Origin of the sequence: Arthrobacter sp. 9V (genome assembly GCF_902506065.1) — a bacterium.
In the GTDB taxonomy this organism is placed as follows: Bacteria; Actinomycetota; Actinomycetes; order Actinomycetales; family Micrococcaceae; genus Arthrobacter.
This window is the reverse complement of record NZ_LR732912.1, coordinates 4527210-4546875: the sequence shown is the minus strand read 5'-3', so window position 1 is coordinate 4546875 and position 19666 is coordinate 4527210. Positions and strand designations below refer to the sequence as shown.

The 19666-nt window shown below is 60.7% G+C and carries 18 protein-coding genes; 14 read left to right on the top strand and 4 right to left on the bottom strand.

What is annotated here, in order from left to right; genetic code table 11:
• Positions 1-192 precede the first annotated feature (192 nt).
• The 10 genes from BACI9J_RS20905 to BACI9J_RS20860 all read left to right on the top strand — a co-directional run bounded on the left by BACI9J_RS20905 (position 193) and on the right by BACI9J_RS20860 (position 7250).
• Positions 193-1821, top strand: a complete 1629-nt coding sequence (locus BACI9J_RS20905) for a Mu transposase C-terminal domain-containing protein (protein ID WP_236558799.1) — start codon at positions 193-195, stop codon at positions 1819-1821.
• A 48-nt stretch (positions 1822-1869) separates the two neighbouring features.
• A complete protein-coding gene (locus BACI9J_RS20900) occupies positions 1870-2787 on the top strand; it encodes a TniB family NTP-binding protein (RefSeq protein ID WP_159736054.1) in 918 nt (305 codons plus the stop codon).
• Positions 2784-3728 carry a TniQ family protein gene (locus BACI9J_RS20895; RefSeq protein ID WP_159736053.1) on the top strand — a complete coding sequence of 315 codons (945 nt, stop codon included), beginning with the start codon at positions 2784-2786 and terminating at the stop codon, positions 3726-3728. Before BACI9J_RS20900 ends, BACI9J_RS20895 begins: the two co-directional genes overlap by 4 nt.
• A 241-nt stretch (positions 3729-3969) precedes the next feature.
• Complete coding sequence (locus tag BACI9J_RS20890; RefSeq protein WP_159736052.1) at positions 3970-4236, top strand: glutaredoxin family protein; 267 nt, start codon at positions 3970-3972, stop codon at positions 4234-4236.
• Positions 4237-4241: 5 nt separating this feature from the next.
• Positions 4242-5099, top strand: a complete 858-nt coding sequence (locus BACI9J_RS24485; RefSeq protein ID WP_236558798.1) for a single-stranded DNA-binding protein — start codon at positions 4242-4244, stop codon at positions 5097-5099.
• A gap of 73 nt (positions 5100-5172) precedes the next feature.
• Positions 5173-5625 (top strand): hypothetical protein, encoded by a 453-nt coding sequence (locus tag BACI9J_RS20880; protein WP_159736051.1) that lies wholly within the window; start codon positions 5173-5175, stop codon positions 5623-5625.
• The gene (locus BACI9J_RS20875; RefSeq protein ID WP_014923453.1) at positions 5609-5869 is read left to right on the top strand and encodes a ParB family protein; all 261 of its coding nucleotides are present in this window, start codon (positions 5609-5611) and stop codon (positions 5867-5869) included. The genes BACI9J_RS20880 and BACI9J_RS20875 overlap by 17 nt, the downstream gene beginning before the upstream one ends.
• Complete coding sequence (locus tag BACI9J_RS20870) at positions 5866-6456, top strand: thermonuclease family protein (RefSeq protein WP_159736050.1); 591 nt, start codon at positions 5866-5868, stop codon at positions 6454-6456. The genes BACI9J_RS20875 and BACI9J_RS20870 overlap by 4 nt, the downstream gene beginning before the upstream one ends.
• Positions 6457-6496: 40 nt before the next feature.
• Positions 6497-6757, top strand: a complete 261-nt coding sequence (locus tag BACI9J_RS20865) for a chemotaxis protein (RefSeq protein ID WP_159736049.1) — start codon at positions 6497-6499, stop codon at positions 6755-6757.
• Positions 6758-6764: 7 nt separating this feature from the next.
• Positions 6765-7250, top strand: a complete 486-nt coding sequence (locus BACI9J_RS20860; RefSeq protein WP_043471873.1) for a hypothetical protein — start codon at positions 6765-6767, stop codon at positions 7248-7250.
• Between the two features lie 58 nt (positions 7251-7308).
• Here BACI9J_RS20860 and BACI9J_RS20855 read toward each other — a convergent pair whose 3' ends face one another.
• The gene (locus tag BACI9J_RS20855) at positions 7309-7722 is read right to left on the bottom strand and encodes a hypothetical protein (protein ID WP_159736048.1); all 414 of its coding nucleotides are present in this window, start codon (positions 7720-7722) and stop codon (positions 7309-7311) included.
• A gap of 437 nt (positions 7723-8159) precedes the next feature.
• Here BACI9J_RS20855 and mobF point away from each other — a divergent pair, with 437 nt between their 5' ends.
• The 3 genes from mobF to BACI9J_RS20840 all read left to right on the top strand — a co-directional run bounded on the left by mobF (position 8160) and on the right by BACI9J_RS20840 (position 14721).
• A complete protein-coding gene (gene mobF, locus BACI9J_RS20850; RefSeq protein ID WP_236558797.1) occupies positions 8160-12764 on the top strand; it encodes a MobF family relaxase in 4605 nt (1534 codons plus the stop codon).
• A 196-nt stretch (positions 12765-12960) separates the two neighbouring features.
• Positions 12961-14010, top strand: a complete 1050-nt coding sequence (locus tag BACI9J_RS20845; protein WP_159736046.1) for a PDDEXK nuclease domain-containing protein — start codon at positions 12961-12963, stop codon at positions 14008-14010.
• Positions 14011-14112: 102 nt separating this feature from the next.
• The gene (locus BACI9J_RS20840) at positions 14113-14721 is read left to right on the top strand and encodes a VOC family protein (RefSeq protein ID WP_159736045.1); all 609 of its coding nucleotides are present in this window, start codon (positions 14113-14115) and stop codon (positions 14719-14721) included.
• Between the two features lie 319 nt (positions 14722-15040).
• Here BACI9J_RS20840 and BACI9J_RS20835 read toward each other — a convergent pair whose 3' ends face one another.
• The 3 genes from BACI9J_RS20835 to BACI9J_RS20825 form a co-directional block, all read right to left on the bottom strand.
• A complete protein-coding gene (locus BACI9J_RS20835; RefSeq protein WP_236558870.1) occupies positions 15041-15679 on the bottom strand; it encodes a phosphoenolpyruvate carboxykinase domain-containing protein in 639 nt (212 codons plus the stop codon).
• A 457-nt stretch (positions 15680-16136) separates the two neighbouring features.
• Positions 16137-17579 (bottom strand): aldehyde dehydrogenase family protein, encoded by a 1443-nt coding sequence (locus BACI9J_RS20830; protein ID WP_159736043.1) that lies wholly within the window; start codon positions 17577-17579, stop codon positions 16137-16139.
• Between the two features lie 44 nt (positions 17580-17623).
• Positions 17624-18724, bottom strand: a complete 1101-nt coding sequence (locus tag BACI9J_RS20825) for an NAD(P)-dependent alcohol dehydrogenase (protein ID WP_159736042.1) — start codon at positions 18722-18724, stop codon at positions 17624-17626.
• 249 nt (positions 18725-18973) lie between these two features.
• Here BACI9J_RS20825 and BACI9J_RS20820 point away from each other — a divergent pair, with 249 nt between their 5' ends.
• Positions 18974-19666, top strand: coding sequence for a GntR family transcriptional regulator (locus BACI9J_RS20820; RefSeq protein WP_159736041.1), 693 nt, complete (start codon positions 18974-18976; stop codon positions 19664-19666).

Here is a 19666-nt window from a genome sequence, read left to right as displayed (position 1 = left end):
ACCAGCCACCCAGGCCAGCTGCTAAAGAAGCCGGGGGAGTCACGTCGGACTTGTCATTTTCAGAAGCTGACGGCACAGAGGCCCCTGTAACCCCGGGAGTTGTGCACAGGACTCTTGAACACTGGTTGCTCGATAGTCCTGTGCATTATGGTGCTTTTGTTCGGTACTCCTGTTCCCTAGAAGGAGGCAGGTATGGATGCTGATCAGAGTCGTCTTGCTGCCGATGGGCAGTTGACGATGTCGGATGCCGCATGGGAACAGGCCAAGAATCGTGCCGCGGTGATCGGGGCGTTGGCGCAGCGCCGCACCCCAAGCGCCGCTGCTGTTGACCAAGCGGCCATGGAACTTGGTGTTTCCCGACGCCGGATTTACGTGTTGCTTGCCCGGCATCGCCAGGGTTCGGGTCTCGTAACGGACCTTGCGGTCCATCGTTCCACAGGAGGTAAGGGTCGAAACCGACTGCCGGAACCGGTTGAAGAAATCATGCGCGACCTTATCCGCCGGCGGTTCCTTACGCGACAAAAGCTGAGTGTTGCGGCACTTCACCGGGAGATTGGCAGGGCCTGCGCGCTGAAAGGCTTGAAGCCCCCTACGCGGAACACGGTGACTCGGCGTATTTCCATGCTCAACCCCGTTGAAGTGGGACGACGCAGGGAAGGGCCGGATGCCGTGAGGACCCTGCAGGCCGCGGGCGGTGAGGTGCCGCTGATCAGTTCGGTCCTGGAGCAGGTACAGATCGACCACACGGTCATTGATGTGGTCATCGTTGACGAACGGGAACGTCAGTCGATTGGCCGCCCGTATCTGACCGTGGCCGTCGACGTCTTCAGCAGGGCCCTCGTGGGCATGGTGGTGACGCTGGAACCTCCATCGGCTGTTTCGGTGGGATTGTGCCTGGCCCACACCGTTGGGGACAAGCGTCCTTGGCTTGAGCGGCTTGGCGTGGAGGTGGATTGGCCGATGAGCGGCAAACCGAAATCTTTGTTCTTGGATAACGCGGCAGAGTTCAAGAGCGAGGCGCTGCGGCGTGGCTGCGAGCAGCATGGCATCAGGTTGTCCTATCGGCCACCCGGGCAACCCCACTACGGCGGCATTGTCGAACGCGTCATCGGCACAGCCATGCGCAGGATCCACGAACTTCCGGGAACAACGTTTTCCAACCCGGGGGAGCGGGGCCGCTATAACTCGGAGAGGTTGGCTGCCTTGACGCTGCCGGAGCTTGAGAAGTGGCTGGTACTTGCGGCTGCCAGCTACCACGGCAGCGTGCATAAGACCTTGGGACAAACCCCGGAAGCCAAGTGGGCTGCCGGGATAGCCGCGACCGGCCTGCCCGCCGTTACCGCCAACCAGACTTCCTTCCTTGTGGACTTCCTCCCTGTCATCCGCCGCACGCTGACCCGAACAGGCTTCGTCGTCGACCATGTCCACTACTTTGCGAACGCTCTGAAACCGTGGATCAGCCGCCGCGGCAAACTGGAGCCGTTCGTCATCCGACGAGATCCACGCGATATCAGTCGGATTTGGGTGTTGGAACCGGACGGACACCACTACGTGGACGTCCCGTACCGGTCGATCGCCAACCCTCCCATCAGCACATGGGAGCACCGGCAGGCTCTGGCCCGGTTACATGATCTCGGCGCTACCCAAGTGGACGAAGCAGCACTGTTCCGGATGATCGACCAAATGCGCCAGGTCAGCGAGACTGCCGTGAAAACGACCAAGCGTCCGCAGGGAAACCGAACGTCGCAAACATGCCAAGAACCCGGGCCGACCAGACCCCATACCTTCAAAACTCCCACCACCTCCGGACACACCACGTAGCAAGGACCCGGAAGAGGTTTCCGTTCAACCCTTCGAACAGATCGAGGAATGGTGACCGTGGAAGATAACGAGACCGGGGATTTGTCGCATCTGCACCCCGTATCGCAGGAATTAGCAAAGCTGCCCACCGAGGAGAGGGTGCGGCGCATCCGAGCAGACCGGTGGATCGGCTACCCCAAGGCCTTGGACGCCGTCGCACGTTTGGAAATACTCTTCAGCCGGCCGAAGAAGCAGCGCATGCCAAACCTCCTGCTGGTCGGCCCAACGAACAATGGCAAGACCATGATCGTCGAGCGTTTCCATCGAATGCATCCACCTGTAACTGGCCCGGACGGCGAGAACATCCCGGTCGTGTGCATGCAAATGCCCTCGGAACCCTCGGAGCTTCGCTTCTACACTGCCCTCCTTAACGCGATGGGAGCGCCCTTCCGGTCAAACCTGCGCCTACCTGAAGCCGAACGTCTGGCCCTCTCACTCCTTCGCGAAGTCGAAGCCCGGATGCTCGTGATCGATGAGTTCCACAACGTCCTGGCTGGCCACGGTGAGAAACGACGCGAGTTCCTGAACCTGCTCCGGTATCTGGGCAACGAACTGCGCATCCCGCTTGTCGGCGTCGGCACACGTGAGGCCTACTTGGCCGTCCGGTCCGATGACCAGCTTGAGAACAGGTTCGAACCGTTCATTCTGCCGCTCTGGGAAGTGGGCCTGGAGGCCAGGTCGCTGTTGGCCAGTTTCGCCACGGCATTCCCATTGCGCTTACCGTCGGTCATCGAAACTGAGGACATGGCGAGGTATTTGCTTGCCCGCAGCGAAGGCACCATCGGTGAACTCGCCCACCTTCTGACGGCGGCCGCGGTTGCCGCCGTCGAGACCGGCGAGGAGAGGATCAACCACCGGACCCTGACCCGGGCAGACTACATAGGACCATCGGAGCGGCGCAGGCTCTTCGAAAAGCAGCTCCAGTGACGGCGGTGCGGCGCTGGCCCGTGCACCCGGCACCGACGCCCGGTGAGGCGCTTTCGTCCTGGCTTCGACGGATCGCCGTCCGCTATGAAGTCCGCCTCGAAGACCTCGTCGTCGATCTGGGCTTCTGGCCCGGCCGGGCCGCGGACCTGGACACCTGCCCACCCGAACGTTTCGCCCAGGAGCTCTCCACAAGAACCGGCGTCGATGCGCACCGGATCCGGAGAATGAGCCTCAGTGGCTGGTCACCCTGGCTACTTGACCGGACCGAACCGGATCCCGGGACGTTTGCCAAGTACACGCGACAGTTCTCCGTGCTGCTGCCAGCGGAAATACGGTGGCCGCGTGAGATCTACCCGTGGATGCCTTGGTGTCCAACCCGCCCGGCAATGAGGGCGTGCCCGCATTGCATCGCGACGACGGCGCCTCTCCACCCTTACAAGTTATTGTGGCTGCTGCCGCTGACGCTTAGCTGCCCGATTCATGGATGTCTTCTGGAAAAGTGGACTAAGTCGGCCAGCTACTTCGGGGGCTGGGAACGCAGGCCGCCAACCCCAAGGCCTGTTCCTGCCACGCTGTTGGCGATGGACACCAGAACCTGGCAGGCCATGGCGACGGGGAGAGTCCAGCTGCTCAGCCAGCAGGTCCCTGCCGGGATCTGGTTTCGATTGATGCGCACTATCATCGACGAGCTGGGCGCACCCCTGACCGAGTGCCGGACAGCTAATCGCATGATCATGGGGATTTGGCAACAGGCCGGCCATTCCGGACGGGTAGGACCCCTTAAATGGCAACCCCACGAAGGCTACTCAATCGACAGCCAGCTCCGGACACTGGAGGCAACGGCGACAGCAATTCAACTTCTTGAGAGCGACGCCCTCACCGGCAGAGGCGCGAACACCGTCTTCTTCCGACCGGCAACGGCCCCGGTGGACAGCTGCTAAGGAAGCCGGGATGGGGGCAATGCACAGGACTTGTGACATTTGTGCCGTCAGCTTCTGAAAATGACACGGACTACTGCCCGCAACACCAAACCCGGCACCCGCAACGGGTACCAAATCAGACGCAAAAAACCCTAGAATACGCGGCAAAATCCTTTTTATCCGAGTGGATAAACGCTAGAATAGTAGTAGCAAGCCAGACAGACGAACCTAACTAAAACTGATACGAAACCGAGGACTGAAAATGACTGCTTCAACCGCCGCATACACGGTCTACACCAAGCCCGGTTGCCCGAACTGCGACCGCACCATGGAGTACTTCGACTCCAAAGGCATCACCTACACGCCCGTGGACATCACCGAAGTACCCGCAGCGCTGGAGTACATCACCCAAGAGCTCGGCTACTCCCAGGCACCGGTCATCGTGAACAACTCCGATGACCAGGACCACTGGTCCGGCCTCCGCCGCGACAAGCTCGTCCAAGCGGCCATGAGCCACAAGGCAGCGTGAGGACCGTGACCACCCCGCACCCTGTGGACGGGTTCAAAATCAGCCCACGGATCCCGTTGGAGGTGGACCTGTTCCGGGAAACCAACCCCAGCGGCAGGATCTACCCCGACACCCAGGACTACGACCCGTACGCCGGCTACTACACCAACCCCTGCAGCATCGAAGATGACCGCTACCTTGCAGCGATCAGTAGGGCACCCATCGGGGCCGGCGGTCTCTGGGACGAACACACCGCAGACCAGCACCAACCCAACGACCTCACCCACGACCAACCGGGTGGGACTGAACCTCAGAACGAAACCAGCACACACTCCGAGAACACCACCAGCACACGAGGAAAAGGAACCATCATGGCCGGCGAAACCACGATTACTGTCATTGGAAACCTGACATCAGACCCAGAGCTGCGTTTTACTCCAAGTGGTTCGGCGGTAGCGAATTTTACGGTCGCTTCAACGCCCAGGACCTTCGACCGTCAGTCCAACGAGTGGAAGGACGGGGAGACTCTTTTCCTCCGCGGCAGTGTGTGGCGGGAAGCAGCTGAGAACGTCGCCGAGTCCCTGACCAAGGGCACGCGCGTGATCGTTTCCGGCCGGTTGAAGTCCCGGTCCTACGAAACCAAGGAAGGCGAAAAGCGCACCGTCATAGAGCTTGAGGTAGACGAGATCGGGCCCAGCTTGCGTTACGCGAACGCGAAAGTGAACCGCACCCAGCGCAACAACCAGGGCGCAGGAAACGGCGGAGGTTTCGGGAACCAGAATGGCAGCGGACAGGCTACCCAGCAGGACGACCCATGGGCCTCGAACGCACAGACCAACGCCGGTTCCTGGGGCACCGGTCCCGACTCAGAACCCCCTTTCTAAACCCGCGTGGTGCCGGGGCCGGGCATTACGTCGGCCCCGGTATCCATCGATCCATCAAGCACAGGACCTGAACATGACCCATGCAGAGGACCTTCGTCGTTGGGCGAAAGGTACGTACACAACCGAAGCGGCCACCGAGCTGTTGTTGCGGGCGTTCAACGGGCGTTTCGCGGAGCCGGACCGTCCTTGGATCCACGCCCGGTCTACAGGCAAGGGCACGGTAGATGTCGCGTGGATAGATTTCGCCAAGCTGGCTGACCACGCTCAAAGAGGTGCTTTCTCCGGGGGAGAGGAACGCTTCCTGCTGCTGGCCGCGTCCATCGGCGGCGAAGTGCACATCAACCTCGCTCATGTTCTGGCCGGAATGGATCGAGCCCGGACTGACCTTATTTTGGCGGCCGTGTCACACGCGACCGGCAGCCACGACCATCCCGGAATCACCGTGGGCGCGGACGGCACTCCCAGTTTCTCCGGGCTACCGACAACGCTGTACCCGTGGCCTGGTGACGATGACCAAGCCCACTGAGAAGAAGGGGCCCTACTTCACTGAAGAGGACCTCAATCAGATCCGCGCAGCGGTCCAAGCCGTCGGGAAGCTCGAGGGGTATGTGTCCATCTCGGACTTCGTTGAAGCAGCTGCACGCCGGGAACTGCGGCGGCTGCAGCGCAAGTACAACGACGGCCGGAAATGGCCGGGAGTTGAAGCCGGCGAGCTACGCCCAGGGCGACGGACCCGCGCCGAAACAGCAGTGAAGGAGGACCACCCGTGAACGCCATCCAATACAGGGGCCGGCTCCTACTCGGCAGCGTCGTGGCCGTTCTTGCCCTGTCCGGTTGCACGTCCCAGGGCGGACCGCAGATCGTTCCCGCCGGCAGCCAAGCACCGCTGCACGAAGTCCCCTGTGATGCGACGGACACAGCGGCCCGTCCGCCGGCACTTCAAGTCACGGCCAGCGGCCCGTACACCGTGGAAAAGGTGGTCGATGGGGACACTATCCGGATCAACTGCAACGGCACCAACACCCGGGTCAGGCTGGTCGGCATCAACGCACCGGAGAGCGTCAAGGAAGACGCACCGGTGGAGTGCGGCGGACCGGAAGCGTCCACCTACCTGCACTCACTCCTGGATGGACAGCAGGTCTTTCTTTCAGCGGATCCCGCCCAAGGTGTGCGCGACAAGTATGACCGTCTTCTTGCCTACGTGTGGACCATAGAGGGTACCCTGGCCAACCGCACGATCCTTGAACAAGGTCACGCTGAAGCAACCGGCTACGGCAAATCCTTCGCCTACAGCGAGGACTTCACCGCGGCCGCCGACCAAGCCAGAAAGAGCAAGGCGGGGAGATGGAACTGCTGAGACCACCGACCACCCATCAACCAATCGTTAGGGGAACACCGTGGCCGTCGTTCTGATCTTCTTCGCAGCGTTCGCCGCCGTCGCCTTGGGCGGCTGGATCATCTACGCACTCACCCACCCTGTGGCCGCCGGCCAAGGAATTCTCATCTTCCTCTGCAAGGCGGCCGGCGTGATCGCACTGATCACCGCCGTCGTGTCCTGGCTCGGTCAGAGCCTGCTCCAGGCAGTGCCACCGGCCCTGTTCATGGTCGCGTTCTTCTTCGCCGCGAACAGGCTGGAACGCCGTTGGCGGCGTTGGTAGCCCGGCCATGAACCAGTCACAGGATGCTGAGCGCTTCTGGGCGAAGGTCAGTAAGGGGCCGCGGGAGAATGATTGCTGGCTGTGGGGCCGGGCGGTTGCCGATGATGGCTACGGTAGGTTCACTCTCAACAGCGACGGACGCACCCAGGCGGTCCGTCCCCACCGCTTTGCCTTTCACCTGGCGTACGGTGCCGATCTGGACGGCTTCGGGCCGCTGATGCACCATTGCGACATACCGCTCTGCGTACGGGCAACAACCGGAACGGACACACACCTGAGTGTCGGGGATGCCAGAGCGAACATGCTCGACCGTCAGTCCAAAGGCCGTGACACGAACGGCACGGGTTTCCGGTGGAGGGGACTTGCACGTCGACAGTTCGCGGAACGTTCCAGGGCGCTGAGGGACGAAGTCCGCGCGCATGGGTGGGAACGGGAGGAGCGTATCCGGGCGCTGCTCGCTGGAGCGGATCCGGATGCGCCAACGCTCTTCTAAAATATCGAAAGCCCCCGGCAGAAGTGCCGGGGGCTTTCATGTGTCGTGCTGTCGGTGATCAGGCAGCAACGTCCTGATCGTCGGCGTGGGAAGAATCGCGTTCCTTCGACTCATCGCTTGCAGGGGAAGCAGGCTTTTCGTCAGTGATGAGGTCGAGCATGCGCTTCAGTTCGGCTCCGCTCAGTCCCAGCCGGGCAGCCACGGCGGACTTCGGCTCACCGGAATCGAGCATGGCACGAACCGTCACCGCGGCACCGCGGACGGCGCTGCGGGCGTCGGCTTCGGCTTTGGCCAACAGTGCGTCAGCCTTCTTCTTCGCTTCGGCGCGGACAAGGTCGGCTTGCTCCTGTTGCTGGAAGAACTCCGCAGCCAGTTCGATCAGTTTCTCGTGCCGTTCGGTCATCTCCCTGGCCTTGGTCATCGCCTTCTCGCGGGCCGCCAGCTGCTGTGCAGACTTTCGTGGTGTTGCCATGGTGTGGGTCCCTCCCCTTTGGACTGTCCGTGTACCAAACCTAACGGCTAGCGCGGCGCCTGGTGTCAAGCGGGCGGCTTGCGCCGCATCGGTCCTCGCTTACGCTCGGGCTGGCCGTGCCCGGCTTTCCCACACGTGGACGCTCCGAGAGAAACCTCGCTCTCTCCGTTGCCCACCTGTGGATAACCCGGGCAGCGGTTCTACACAATCGAAACGAACCGTGGATAACGAAAAGCATGTTACCCACCGCCCATTCTCATGTGCAGAACCGCATCAAAACCTTGATGGCCCGATCTTACCCTTTTTCGTCCTGTTCCATTGAGCCCCGCTCGCAAGCTCCCATCAGCCAACTCCACAGGCCAAAAAAGAGCAATATCTGTCACACCTCATGCATCATCGATAAGTGGGGCCGTTTCGCGGGTATGCTGGGTTTCGTGATGACCGTGCACAAGCTCAGTGCCGGCGACGGATACACGTACTACACACGTGAGGTCGCCAGTGGTGATGAGCTGCGCGCGAAGGGCCGCGAGCTGGGTGATTACTACACCGTGGACGGCAACCCGCCGGGGCAGTGGGGCGGCGCTGGTGTGCACCATCTGGAGGTTTCCGGGGAAGTCACCGAAGCTCAAATGGCGGCGCTTTTCGGGAACGGATTGCACCCAAACGCCGCAGAAATGTTGAAGGAAGACCCGAAAGCGGATGTCTCCCTGGGCCAGAAATACCGTCAGGCCAACCAGAAAGACAATGAACTTCAGGCGCGTATCAGCCGCGCAACCGATGACTACAAGCGGATGAACCACCGCGAGCCTGATGCTGACAACCGACGTCTGATCCGCACGAAGGAAGGGGCCAAATACTTCCGCGAGCTCAACGGACGAAACCCTTCGGACAAGGAAGAGTTGGGCAGGTTCATCACAGCCCAAACCAAGCCGGCGACCCAAACTGTCGCTGGATACGACCTTGTATTTGCACCAGCAAAATCGGCTTCGGTCCTTTGGGCCATCGGCGGAGACGACGCCCGCAAACAGATCGAAGCGGCCCACAATGAGGCCATCGAAGAAACCATGGGCTACCTCGAAAAGGAAGCCACGTTCACCCGCCGAGGCCGCAACGGCGTCCGCCAGGAAGACGTGGACGGCGGCCTGATCTATACCAAGTTCCGTCACTACGACTCCCGTACCGGGGATCCCCAGCTCCATGATCACATTGTGGTTTCCAATAAAGTTCTTGGTGCCGACGGCAAGTGGTCCAGCCTCGACGGGCGGCTGCTGTACCAGTTCAACGTGGCCGCTTCGGAGATGTACAACAGGGTCGTCATGGAGAAGATCTGTGCCCGTCTTGGGGTCGGTCTGACCGAGCGCAAAGTCAACGGCGATCGACCGGTCATTGAGATCGCCGGTGTCGATGTCGCGGCCATCGAAGCGGCCTCGTCACGACGGGAAGGCATCAAGCCCGTGATTGATGAACTGACGAAAGAGTTCATCGAAAAGCACGGCTACGCACCGAATAAGAAGCAACTGATTGCCCTGGCCCAGCAAGCAACGTTGGACACCCGTCCGGCGAAGAAGGAGGCCCGGCAACTGTCCGTTCTGGTTGAAGAATGGACGACGGAGTTGGGTGCCTTGCCCGGCGTTGTCACTGGCCCGGCCGCTGTTGAGCAGGCGCGCGTTCATCGGCATGACGCCCGTAAACAGGCCGAGAAGGACCGGCCTTTGTGGATGGTTGCCCATGCTGACGAGCTTGACCCTGCCGTCGAAGCGCAGGGCGTCATTGAACGTCTGGAACGCAGCCGTGGCGTCTGGGGGGACCACCACATCAGGGCCGAAGCAACCAGGCGGCTGGGGTCCCGGCTCGGTGAAATGCCCATCCCCGCTACGCTCCTGGAGCAGGTCGTGGCGCGCGCAACTGACCAGTTCTCACTGCGCATCACACCCGAAACACCTACCCCTGACATCGACGCCCTGCGCCTGTCCAACGGTGCCTCAAAGTACGGCAAACCACACTCCACCCTGTACACCTCAGCGGGAATCCTCCACAGCGAAGACCGGTTGCTGACGGCCGCGCAGAGCGCTGTCATTCCTGCCGCGACCGCCGATTCATTCGACGCTGCCTTGTCACGCCAGGAGAAGACCTTTGACGCCGGGCAGCTGCGCATGGCCAAAGAGTTTGCGTGCAGCGACCGGCTGTTGTTGGTCGGTGTTGGCCCGGCCGGTGCCGGCAAAACCACAGCGCTCAAGCTTGCAGCAGACACCATCCGGGAAGCTGGCGGGCGTGTGTTCGGTCTTGCCCCCACAGCCGTGGCCGCTGCCGTGATGGGCACTGAACTGGGAGCCACGGCGACCACCATCGACTCCTTCGTTATCGCCCACAGAACAGGGGCCAATGACGAGAAGACCACCCCCCAACCCGGTGACGTCATCATCATCGATGAGGCCGGGATGGTGGGTACTGAACTGTTCGCCTCCGCTGTCACCATCGCAGAACAGCACGGCGCTGTCGTGCGCGCACTCGGTGATGACCAGCAGCTTTCAGCTGTGGGTTCAGGGGGTGCGCTGCGTTTGTTGAAGAACACCGTCGGGGCCGTACATCTGGAGGACCTGCACCGGTTTCGGAACGCAGATGGCACCCCGAACGAGGCAGAGGCAGAAGCCACTCTGGCCCTTCGCGAGCCTCCGCTGAACCGGGCCGATGACCCGTGGACCTTCTATCGGGAGAACCGTCGCGTCGTCGGTGGTGACGCCGAGACCATGACGTCCCAGGTCTTCGAGGCATGGCAGAAAGACACCAACGCCGGCAAGCACTCCATCATGATGGCCTTCGACAATGCCACCGTCACGGAACTGAACGCGCGCGCTCAGGGGTACAGGATCGCCACCGGCGAATTGGACTCCACAACGCCGGCAGCCATGCTGCGCGACGGGCTGACTGCCCGTGCCGGGGACATCATCGTGACCCGTAAGAACAACCGACGCTTGTCCACCAACAGGGGCAAAGACTTCGTCAAGAACAACGACGTGTGGAATGTTCTCGGTGCCCACGAGGACGGTTCCTTGACCGTCCGCCACCACAGCCACCAAGGCACCGTCACTCTCCCGGCCGACTACGTGCGCCAGCGAACAATGCTCGGGTACGCGGCAACGATCCACCGCACCCAGGGCGTTACGTGCGACACCGTGCACGCCCTGATCAGCTCGGGGCTGTCCCGCGCCTTGGCCTATGTGGCCGCTTCCCGCGGCCGATACTCCAACAAGCTCTACGGCATCGTGGGCGAGGGAGAAACCATGGAGGACGTACTGAGTGCGGTGGCCGCCAACCATGACGGTAACCTTACCGCGCACGAACAGATGGACGCCGCCCGCGCCCAGGCACGGTCGCTGCCGGAAATGTCGGAGCAGTACAGGGACATTGACGTCCAAGCCAACGAGCTGCGCATGGCAAACATCGCCCGCCGCGAACTTGGCGAAGGCGTAGCAGGAACGTTCACGAAGTCCACTGCCTGGGGAGCAGTCTCCACCCACCTGCGCGCGGCCGAGAACGAAGGTTTCAACCTCGTCACCTTGCTCAAAGACAGCGTGAATGAGGAAGACTTCGGCGCGGCCGAGGATCCCACTGCGGTTCTGGCATGGCGGGTTGAGGACCGCCTTGACCGGTGGCGTTCACGCGCGGCGGATCCCGGCCGCCGGCCCCTGGAATCAATCACTGACGAGGCGCTGGAACGGCTCGATCGTCGCGCAGTTGGCCAGTTGATGCGTGCGAAGGCTGAAGCGGCGCGCACACCAGGTGCGGAGACGCCGGACCGGAAAGACCTTGCCCGGAACTGGATGGCTGAACGGAAAGACACGCCCTGGCAGCGGCGCCTGCACGGCCACCTCAGCGATGACGACCTGGCCACGCGCCTGCGCACAGCACAGCAGCAAGGACGCACGGACACGACCATCGACGACCCTGCGGCCGCGCGGAAAGCACAATGGTTGGCATCGTCCCTGCACAAGGAACAATCCCTCCGCGAACTGATGCGCCCTGAGGCCCGGGCCGATGAAGCCTACGAACGTGGCGCAGTGAGCAACTACCGCCGGGACGAGACCGCGCCCAAGGTTGAAGCAGCGGCCCAGGTCCATCGCAGGATCCGCGCTGAAATCGAACTGCGCCGTCAACTGCCCGCGCCTGTCGGAAAGGAACCAGCAGCTGACCGGTTGCCGGCATGGATGGCACCTGCCGACGTCGCAACCCATGACGACACCCCGGCTTTGTGGCGGAAGGAACTTGCCGCGCGCCGGGAGATCATGGCCACCGAAGTCACCCGGCTTGGTGCCCAGCTCGTGGCTAAACCTCCAACCTGGGCAGCTGCCCTTGGGCCGGTTCCGTCCGATCCTGCACGACAGGATCAGTGGCGGCAGCTCGCCGTGGAGATCTCCACCTACCGGGACATGTACCGGATCCCGGTAAGCGAAACTGCACCCGTGCCCGCGGACCACCAGGACAAGGGTCTCGGCTCGGAACTGACTGCGCGGGTCACTGCCATGCACAAGTACACCGCCCAGGCTGCCAAGGAGCCCCTGTCGCAGGATGACGCGTCGCTCATGGCAGAAGCCGCCCACGTCGAGGCAGTTGTGAAGGAAACCCCGACGCCGGCTGAAGAAGTCGTGGACCACCTTCAGCAGGCACGCGGCGCCGAAGCGCAGCTGAGCCCGGCGCAGGAACTCGCCGAACGGCTGGCCGAACTCGCCCGCAAGGTCCGCCAGAACCGGGCAGAACGCCACGGCGGCGAATCCGAAGCCCGGAACCCGGAAGCGGTCCAGGAAGCCCTGGACCAGCTCAAAGCCCGCCGCGAACTGGAAAAGGAACAGGCCAAGAAGACCAGCCCGGGCTTTGCCGAGAAGCTGGCCGCCCGCCGCGCAGCGCAGACCAGCGGAACCCCCTCGGTGGTCGAAAAGCTCCGCCAGGAACAAGCAGAAGCGAAAGCCGCCGAAGAACGTCGCAGCCGGGACCAGCCAGGCCCGGGCACCGGGCCCGAACAAGGCCCCCGAGGCCCACGCCTGTAGCCTGGTCTGCCTGGTCCACGGGCCCGGCAAGCGGCATGACCGACGCCGCGGTGGGACTACCAACAGAGTCGTAATGCCGATCACCCACAAGCAAGTCTTTGCAACCGCACCCCTCACGTGACCGAAAGGCAATTGTCCAGACACGATCTGGACAATTGAAAACTTGAGCATCAGTGGTGGCCGTTAAGGTGGAATGATGACCGACTCTCGCGATCTGGACCTGCCCGCTGGCTACACGGACCTCCTTGAGGATCTGAAGGCGACAGTCAAGGCCGCCAGGACAAAGGCCCTTCGGACTGTTAACACCCAGCTCATCGAGCTGTATTGGACGATCGGCCATGGTGTCCGGCTGCAGCAGGAACGGCAGGGCTGGGGGAGCGGGGTGATCAAGCGTCTGTCCTCGGACCTTCACGCCGAGTTCCCGGAAATGAAAGGCCTTTCGCCACGCAACATCCAGTACATGACAACGTTCGCCGGAGCCTGGCAAGGCGGTCCAATTGCGCAACAAGCTGTTGCGCAATTGCCGTGGGGCCACGTCACTGTCCTGCTGGACAAGTTGGACATACAGGAAAAACGCACTTCATACGCTGCAGCAGCCGTCCAATACGGGTGGTCCAGGAATGTCCTACTGAACATGATCATGAACCGGACCATTGAAAGGACCGGAGCAGCTCCGTCCAACTTTTCGCAACAGCTTGTTGCGCAAGACTCCGAGCTTGCCCAACAAATCGCAAAGGACCCTTACAACTTCGAATTCCTGGGGTTGTCGGGGGAGGTCGCTGAACGCGAACTGGAACTGGCTTTGACCAGTCGAATCACCGAAACCCTGCGCGAACTCGGACCAGGGTTCGCTTTCGTTGGGCGACAAGTCCACTTCGACGTCGACGGCGACGACTACTACGTCGACATGCTGTTCTTCCACATGGACCAGAACAGATACGTGGTTATCGAACTCAAGACAGGGAAGTTTCAGCCGGAGTTCGCCGGCAAACTTAACTTCTATGTCGCCCTCGTCGATGACATGCTCCGTCGGGAGCACCACAACGAAACTATCGGCATTCTTATCTGCGGCACCAAGAACGACCGCAGCGTCCGCTACAGCCTCGGCCGCTCAACATCACCCATGGCGGTCGCTGCCTACACCTACGACAAACTCCCGGCAGACGAGAAACGTGCCCTGCCCAACGAAGGAGACGTTGTCGCTGCCCTCGAATGGGCCGAACCCGGCACTGAACCAGAAGCCTGAACCCGTAAAGGTCTACCCTCGGGTTGTTCCAACGCGGCCAACTTCAGATTCACCCGACGCCAGGTACTACGATTCTAGTGTCGGCTAAGGAAGGATCAGGGGATGGCAGAGGACCAACACTCTCATGTGCCAGGGAGCTCGCCCAGATTGCATCACACCACATTCACAACTCTTCAATTAGAGGAGATGGTCCTGTGGTATGAGAAAGTGGCTGGCCTCAAGGCGGTATTCCGCGGAGACCTAGGAGCTTGGCTGACCAATGACGAAGCCAACCACCGGATAGCCCTTTTGGCATTGCCGAATCTCAAGCGGCCGGTGGATAAACCCCATACAACCGGCCATCACCATACGGCATTTGAGTATCCTGACTTCGATCAATGGGTTAACAGTTACGTGCGCCTTCGGGATGCCAATATCAAGCCATTCATGTGCGTTGACCATGGAATGACAATCTCTCTTTACTACACCGACCCTGATGGGAATGGCGTAGAAATCCAGGTAGATACCTTTGGACAATGGGACAAGTCCAAAACGTGGATGAGCAACTCTGAGGAGTTTGCAGTCGATCAAGTAGGAGAATTCTTCGATCCTGAACACGTTGTCAAAGCGCGTTCAGAAGGATTGACTTTCGCGGAGATTCATCTGCGCGTTCGTAACGGGGAGTATCGTCCTGAGGTGATCCCGGACGTATACCTTCCGGAAGTCTACTAAGCTGGCAAGTGAAGGCTCGCTACCTCAAAAGGACTGCGTGCTCCGCCAGCTCGACAAGCTTTCGCTCCCCAAGGGAGTCATGAATCCATATGATGCCCTGGGCTTCATCCGCGACATCGACGGTCCCTAGCCAAACACGACCCGACGGCTCCCGAAATTCAACTACTTGTCCGGGGCATATGCTTGCCGGGCCGCATGATTGATTGTCTCCTGCCTCTTCTTCCATTAGCTTTCCTTTACTTGTATTCGCTTTTGGGACGACTGATATACCTTGAGCAACATCCCGGTGGGTGTGGGAACCTGGCCGCCATTGGAAAGTTCAGATAGCATAGATAATCTTCTCCTTCAGGGTCTCCAGTTGTCCCCACATCTCATCGGGAACGTCGGCTCCGAGGTCTCGGAAGATGGATTCGATTTGCATCGCTTCTTGTAGCCAAAATTCGGTATTCACGAAGCTACGTTGTCTCCTTATTCCTGCGCCCTGGGAACGGGTGCGCAAGGCTGGTGGAGGAACTTTTCCTAGAGGTGTGGTGATTCCCGTTGCGCCTAGCGTCATTCTGTCGAGGAACCACTCAAAAGCGTCGAGGTGGTGCGTTGAGGGGGGCCAGGAGAGTTCTCCGTGAGGGCTTCTGCGGAAAAGGTTAATCTGAAAGACGGTTGGAACGATTCGCCTTCTTCGCAGTTCGCTTCCGAAGCTTATCCATTGCTGCCATGAGTTCGTTTCTGGTTCCCTCGATGAGCGGTGAGGCTGGCATTCGCATGATGTTACAGCAGGCCAAGGTGCAGTCGAGGCCGCCACGAATAGGCCGTGTTCCCAACTAAATGCTTCTAGGATTGAGGGCCGTTCCGGGTGGACGTATCCTGCCCACAGGAGAGCGTCTACGGTGACTTCCTCCGCTGAAGCAGGTCCGGACAGCTCCTGCGGATTCAGAGGAGTGACCTGTAACGCCCCGTCCATGCCGGACCAGAGGGAAAAGTTCCCGTGAAGTTCTTGCTGGCCGAGTGCGGTCGACTGCATGGCCAGTAGCCGTCGCTTGTCACTTACGCTGAACCGGCCAGCCTTTCCCAGGACTGTGACGCGGGGGTCCGGGAAAGATGCACCAAGCCGGGCAAAGTCTGTTTCGCAGACGAGATGGGGAAAGATGAGCGCTGCGTGCACTGTTCGTCCGTAGGCGGCACATTTGAGGATGACTGTGTCTTGGACCAGCCATTCGTTGCCAGAGCGGCTCAGCGGAGGACTGGGGCAGTAAGGCAAATCCGACCTGTCCTGTCTGCTGTTAGCGGGAAAAGGAAAGGCCGGCTTATCGGACCTTTCCGTTTGGTGAGGTTACTAGGCAACTAGGTGCTCGCACCGCAGGTTGGGCGGCGGCGGGAGACAGGACCGCGCACTTGCCGGGATGCGCGGCCCTGTCGGTCTAGTTGGTGCTGCGGTAGATGTGCTTTACTTCCTGGAATTCGGCCAGACCTCCGTGCCCATTGAGGCGTCCGACTCCGCTCTTCTTGTAGCCACCTTCCTCGAACTGGTCAAGGATCTGTGCCCATGCATTGGTCCACACGGTTCCCGCCTCGATCCTTTCGGAGACTCGAAGCGAACGTCCGCCATCCCGTGTCCATACGGAAGCTGACAAGCCGAAGTCGGTCGCGTTGGCGCGCTCCACAGCTTCATCCTCGCCATCGAAGACCTCGAATGTCGCGACTGGCCCGAAAAGTTCCGTCTGGATTAGAGGGGAGTTCAGGTCCTGAACTCCCAAGAGTGCCGGCTTGTAGAAGGAACCCGGCCCTTCGGTCGCTCCGCCTCTGACAATGATTTCAGCGTCATTAGCCTCTTCGATGATGCCGTCCAAGCGGGCGACGGATGCATGGTCGATGAGCGGGCCCATCTGGGTACCAGGCGTGGTGCCGGGACCGATCACTACGTTTTCGAGAGATTCGGCGAGCCGGCGCTTGAGTTCCTCGGCGATGCCTCGTTCGGCCAGGATTCGGCTCCCGGCCATGCAGAACTGGCCGGCGAAGATGGTCACGCCTGCTGTTAGTGTGGGCACCACCTGGTCTAGATCCGCATCGTTAAACACGATCATTGGCGTCTTGCCGCCAAGCTCAAGGGACGTTTTCTTCAGCTGCTCACCTGCAGCACTGGCAATCTGAGCTCCGACTGCGGTGCTTCCCGTGTAGCTGATGACAGGGACATCCGGTGATGACACGAGTTCCCTCGCGCCGGCGCTGTTGGCCCCGGTGAACATGTTGATGACTCCTGCAGGAAGCGACTCAACTTCGGAGAAGACCTGAGCCAGGAGTGCATTCGTCAGTGCAGTCTGTCCGGGCATCTTCATAGCCACGGTGCATCCGGCGGCCAGGGCGGGGGCAAGTGATCTGATTGCCAGGATTGCCGGAGAGTTCCAGGGGACGATGATGCCAGCTACACCCAGCGGTTCTTTGAGGAGCATCGAGGTCGCTCCCTTGTAGACGCTGGCCGCGGTGCCTACATCGGTGAGGGCAAGCCCCGCGAAGTAGCGAAGCTTCGGAGCAGCAATGCTCAGTTCAAAACGCGCGTCGTTGACGGGTTTCCCGTTTTCAAGGCTGATGGACAACGCGAGTTTTTCAAGGTTCGCTTCGACTGCATCGCCCAGGTCCCACAGGACCTTGGCGCGCAGTTGACGGTCCTCGCGCCAGGTCGATGTGCGGAAGGTCTCAAGGGCGGCGGTGATTGCAGCCTGCGCCTCGGCCTGGCCTCCATCAAAGTAGGTGCCAAGAACTTCGTCTGTCGCAGGATTGACTGACTCCTTGATCGAACCGGAGTCGGACCATTTTCCGTTGATGTAGTGCTGAGCGGTCGCTGCGCTAAATGGATTTTCCGTCATGTGCTCGGTTCCTATCTCGTGAGGGTGATTGGTTTGGCTGAGGCTCAGTAGACGAGGACGGGTTTGATGGTGAGACCCTTTTCTGCGTCTTCAAAGGCTTCATTGATGTCCTTGAAGCTGTACTTTTTGATCAGTCGGTCGAAGGGGAACTTCCCCTGCTTCCACAGCTCAATGAGCGCCGGGATGAAGAGCTGCGGCACAGAGCTGCCCTGGATGATTGTCTTGAAGGTCCAGCCGCGGTTCAGGGATTCGCCGATTTCCAGATGGACTTCGGTTCCTGGGCGCGACGAGCCAACCACGGCCGCCGTTCCCCGGACAGCGAGATTGTCCACTGCAGTGCGAAGAACCCGCGGGATTGCTGTTGTATCGAGTACGAAGTCCACTCCCCGGCCCGCAGTTATTTCCTGGAGTCGCATCGTTACGTCGTCAGTACGGCTGTTGATCACATGAGTCGCGCCCAGCGCCAGGGCGATATCCAGGCGGCTGTCGAGGATGTCGATGGCGATGATGCGGGTGCAGCCGGAGACTGCAGCGGCCATGAGTGCGGCTGATCCAACAGCGCCGGTACCGAAGACAGCAATCGAGGAACCTGCAGGAGGGCGAAGGTCGTTAAGCACAGCCCCTGCACCCGTCTGGATTCCGCATCCAAGCGGGGCGACCAGAGACAGATCAATGTCCTTATCAACGCGGACAATGCTTCGCTCAGCGACATTCGAGACGCTGCTGAAGGATGACTGCCCAAAGAACATTGAAGATATCTGTTCGTCCTCAAAGCTCAGAGGAGTTGATCCATCCGCGCGACTGGCACCGAAGTTCCTCGCGAACAGGTCCTCGCAGTACGCCGACTCCCCGGACAAGCACTTGAGACAGACACCGCAGGAGTTGGCGGACAGCACAACGTGATCGCCGGGCCGGACAGTAGTTACGGCAGACCCTATGGATTCAACAATTCCTGCTCCTTCATGACCCAGGACTGCCGGAAGCGGAGTTGGGATCATCTGGTCCCGGACCACTGCATCCGTGTGACACACACCCGTGGCAACCATCCGCACCCTGACCTCATCAGGGCGCAACTCGTCAAGATCCAAGGTCTTGAGGATGAAGGGGGCGCCGGTCGAGTGGGTCACCGCGGCTGTAACTTGCATGCTTTTCTCTATTCTGAGGACTCTGCACCGGACGGCGCCGGCGAGCTTTAGCGGTAAAAGGACCGTCCCCTCAAGCCGGTGCGGCGAGGAGATGGGTCGGCGTGTCGTACTGCAGGTCTTATTGCAGACCCCCACGCCGCAGGTTCATTTACATCAAACGACAGATATAGCGAAACGTCAACACATTTTCGAAATTCAGGCCATGAAGCTAAATGGACTGCTACTATCGACACAACCAAGGAGGAGCACATGGTCCGATTGCAGGAGCGCCCCGGGGCAAGCTCTACACGGAGTGGTGCCGTTTACGAAGGGCTGCGGAAGGATATTCTCGCTGGCCGCCTGTCGCCCGGGTCGAAGCTTCCTTTCGCGGCACTTGCAGAGAAATATGAATGTTCGATGGGCTCCGTGCGAGAGGCTCTGCAGAGGCTAGCAGAGCAGGGATTGGTAGAGTCCATCGCTCAACAGGGATTTCGCGTCGTCTCGATAAGTGTCGATGATTTGGTAGACCTAACGGCAGCGCGCTGTGAAATCGAAACGCTGGCGCTCCGGTATGCCATTGCCGATGGTGATGTGACCTGGGAGGGTAGCGCCGTCGCTGCTCTTCACATTCTGGAGCGCATCCCGCAACTCGATTCGGAGGATCCCGGCCGACAGTCGGACGACTGGGCGGCGGCGCATGACAATTTTCATCTGGCGCTGTTAAGGGGTTGCAAGAACCGCCGGATCCTGGCAACGGCAATTGCTCTCAGAGACGCGGCGGAACTCTACCGACGCTGGTCTGCGCCGCTTCATGACCGCCAGAGAGACATTAGTGGCGAACATCGCGCACTGCTGGACGCGGCAGTGGGCCGTCGGGCTGATGAGGCAGTGGAAGTCCTGCGTGGCCACATTCAGCGGACAACCGACAAGCTGCTGCCGGCGCTTGCCGAAACGGAGTCGTAG